A 3,379-nucleotide genomic window follows, 5' to 3' on the forward strand; every position below is an offset into this window, starting at 1 on the left:
CGGCGGTCGAGGCCGGCCTGGGCGAGCTGCCGGGCGTAGGCCTGGTGCGGGGTTGACTTTTGAAAAAGGGCCTGGAGCGTTTGCTGCTTGCTACAGCCGCTGAGCATGAGCAATACCAGACCAATCATTACGAACAAACCGCCGCCGACAAGCCGACGGGGGGCAGATACGCGAGGAAGTAGCATATGCGCTAAACCCCGGCCGGCGCGGCGTAGTTCGCTGCCTGATGCCGCCGGCTTCGCACTACCTCAAAGCCGGGGGCAAATGGCCATGCCGCGCAGGCTGCGGGCCTGCGCCTACCTTTGCGGCCCATTCCCGCCCCTTACCTCCCCCACTTATGAAGCTCATCGAATGCCCGCGCGATGCCATGCAGGGTCTCACTGAATTCATCCCCACCGTTACCAAAACCGCGTACCTGAATGCGCTGCTGGCGGTAGGATTTGATACGCTGGACTTTGGCTCGTTCGTGTCGCCCAAAGCTATTCCGCAGTTGCGCGATACCGCCGAGGTGTTAGCCGGACTCGACCTGAGTCAGACGCGCACCAAGCTACTGGCCATCGTGGCCAACCGCCGCGGGGCCGAAACCGCCGTGCAGTACCCTGAAATCAGCTACCTCGGCTTTCCCCTTTCAGTATCTGAAACCTTCCAGCGGCGCAACACCAACCAAAGCACCGCCGAAGCCCTGGCCGACGTAGCCGCGATGCACGAGCTCTGCGAACGCCAAGGCAAGACGCTGGTAGCCTACCTCTCGATGGGCTTCGGCAACCCTTACGGCGACGCCTGGAGCCCGGAAATTGTCACCGACTTCACCGAGCAGCTGGCCCGGCTGGGTGTGCGCATCGTGGCCTTGTCCGACACCATCGGGGCCAGCACGGCGGCCACCATCAGCCCGCTGTTCTCGGCTTTGATTCCGGCTTTCCCGGGCATCGAGTTTGGCGCGCACCTGCACACCACGCCCACCACTTGGCGCGAGAAAGTCAGTGCCGCTTACGAGGCTGGCTGCCGCCGCTTCGACGGCGCCATCGGCGGCATCGGCGGATGCCCGATGGCGGCCGACGAGCTCACCGGCAACATGGCTACCGAAAACCTATTGACTTACCTGGCCGAGCAAGGCGTCGAAACCGGGCTGGATATGGCGGCATTCGGCCGGGCGCAGGCGCTGGCAGCCACGGTTTTTCCTAATCATTAACACCTGACAATCATGCCCATTACCGTCGACATCTTCATTCCCTGCTTCGTCGACCAGCTCTACCCCGCCACGGCCCTGAACATGGTAAAAGTGCTGGAGCGTCTGGGCGTGCAAGTCAACTACAACCCCAACCAAACCTGCTGCGGACAGCCCGCCTACAACGCTGGCCACCACCCGGCGGCACGGGCCGTAGCCGAGAAGTTTCTGGACGATTTTGCTGCGCCAGCCGCCGATGCCAGCCGCTACATCGTGAGCCCATCGGCCTCGTGCGTGGGCATGGTGCGCAACAGCTACACCGAGCTGTTTGCTGCCGAAACGCCCACCCAGCAACGCGCCTGTCGCGGCGTGCAGGGCCGCATATACGAGCTCACGGAATTCCTGGTGGGCGTACTGGGCGTGACGGCCGTGCCGGGCGCGCAGCTGGCCGGGCGCTACACTTACCACGACTCCTGCTCGGCCCTGCGCGAGTGCGGCATCGGCCCGGGCCCACGCCAGCTGCTTGACGGCGTGGCAGGGCTGAAGCGCATCGAAATGGCCGAAACCAGCACCTGCTGCGGCTTCGGCGGTACGTTTGCCGTGAAGTTCGAGGCCATTTCGGTGGCCATGGCCCAGCAAAAAGTGGAACATGCCCTCGATACCGGCGCCGACTACCTCATCAGCACCGACGTGAGCTGCCTCATGCACCTCGATTCCTACATCAAGAAGGAAAAGCTACCGCTCAAGTGCCTGCACATTGCCGACGTGCTGGCCAGCGGGTGGTAAAGCTGGGAAACTTATCAATCAGAACGTCATGCCGAGCGAAGTCGAAGCATCTCTCCCGCAATAGTCGAATTGATTACTAATGAGGTAGCGATGCTTCGGCTGCGCTCAGCATGACGGGCTTTTGTTCCCAAATTACAGCGCGCGCCGAATCCGGTCTTTCAGGCCTTCGGTGGCTTCGAGCAGCGGCAGGCGCACGGCGGCCCCGCACACGCCCAGGCCTTCGAGGGCGGCTTTCACGCCAACCGGGTTGCTTTCCTCGTACATCAGCGGGTTGAGGGGTAGCAAGCTGAACAAGCCGGTGCGGGCGGCGGCAAAGTCGCCGGCCAGGGCGGCACGGGTAAGCTCGCTGAAGCGCTTGGGGAAAGCATTGGCCAGCACCGAGATAATGCCTTCGGCCCCGCAGGCAATGAGGGCCGGCGTGAGCATGTCGTCGCCCGAGAGCAGCAGGAAACCCTCGGGCTTGCCGGCCGCAATGGCCAGGCACTGCTCCATATTGCCGCTGGCTTCCTTGATGCCGATGATGTTGGGGTGGCGGGCCAGGCGCAGGGTAGTATCGGCGGTGATGTTGGAGGCCGTGCGGCCGGGCACGTTGTAGAGGATGACGGGCAGCGGGCTGGCGTCGGCCAAGTGGGTGTAGTGGGCGATGAGGCCGGCCTGACTGGGCTTGTTGTAGGCCGGGCTGGCCGATAGGATGGCCGAAACGCCCGTCAGGTCGGTGCTGCGGAACAGTTCCTCGGCGGCGCGGGTGTCGTTGCCGCCAATGCCATACACCAGCGGCACGCGGCCGGCCACGTGTTCCACAGCCACGCGTAGCAGCTCGGTTTTTTCGGCGGCCGTGGTGGTGGGCGACTCGCCGGTGGTGCCGTTCACCACCAGATATTCGACGCCGCCATCGATGCAGAAATCGAGCAGGTGCCGCCAGCCGGCGTAGTCTACGGCCAGCGAGGGCGTGAAAGGCGTGACCAGGGCCACGCCGGTGCCGTGAAATGCGGGAAGACTGGAAGCAGGAGTGCGCATGCCGGGAGTTTGGGCGTTAGTTTTGTGGGCTGCAAAAGTAGCAGGTCGGCCCGCTAATTGACTGCCCTGCGCCTTTGCCCGTCATGCTGAGCGCAGCCGAAGTATCTCTACCGCGCAACGTAATTTAGTTACTTACTGCGGTAGAGATACTTCGGCTGCGCTCAGCATGACGTTCTCACGATTTCATCACCCCCACCAATACTCCGGTTGCGAAGTTCAGCTTCGCGCGTTTTCAATGAAAGTTACCGCTGCTTCCCTCCTGCTGGCCACCCTCGCGCTGGCCGCCTGCGACTCCAAAACCGCCACCACCGGCGAAACGGCCACCAGCAAAGCCACCGTGGGCGTGGCCGACTCGCTGACCGTTGACCCGGCCGCCGCCAAAACTTCGGGCACCCAAGCCACCGCCACCGA

At 63.4% G+C, this 3,379-nt stretch carries 3 protein-coding genes; 2 read left to right on the forward strand and 1 reads right to left on the reverse strand.

Annotation, left to right across the window (positions count from 1 at the left end; all coding sequences use genetic code 11):
• The first annotated feature begins 337 nt into the window (after positions 1 to 337).
• Positions 338 to 1,189 carry a hydroxymethylglutaryl-CoA lyase gene (locus ACYVDE_RS17945; protein WP_460502926.1) on the forward strand — a complete coding sequence of 284 codons (852 nt, stop codon included), beginning with the start codon at positions 338 to 340 and terminating at the stop codon, positions 1,187 to 1,189.
• Positions 1,190 to 1,201: 12 nt separating this feature from the next.
• On the forward strand, positions 1,202 to 1,951 hold the full coding sequence (locus tag ACYVDE_RS17950; protein ID WP_460502927.1) for a (Fe-S)-binding protein: 750 nt from the start codon (positions 1,202 to 1,204) through the stop codon (positions 1,949 to 1,951).
• 132 nt (positions 1,952 to 2,083) lie between these two features.
• On the opposite strand, the gene dapA is transcribed toward ACYVDE_RS17950, so the two are convergent.
• Positions 2,084 to 2,968: a 4-hydroxy-tetrahydrodipicolinate synthase family protein gene (gene dapA, locus ACYVDE_RS17955; RefSeq protein ID WP_460502928.1), complete on the reverse strand. Its 885-nt coding sequence runs from the start codon at positions 2,966 to 2,968 to the stop codon at positions 2,084 to 2,086.
• Between the last annotated feature and the right edge of the window lie 411 nt (positions 2,969 to 3,379).

It is taken from the genome of Hymenobacter agri, assembly GCF_054778495.1.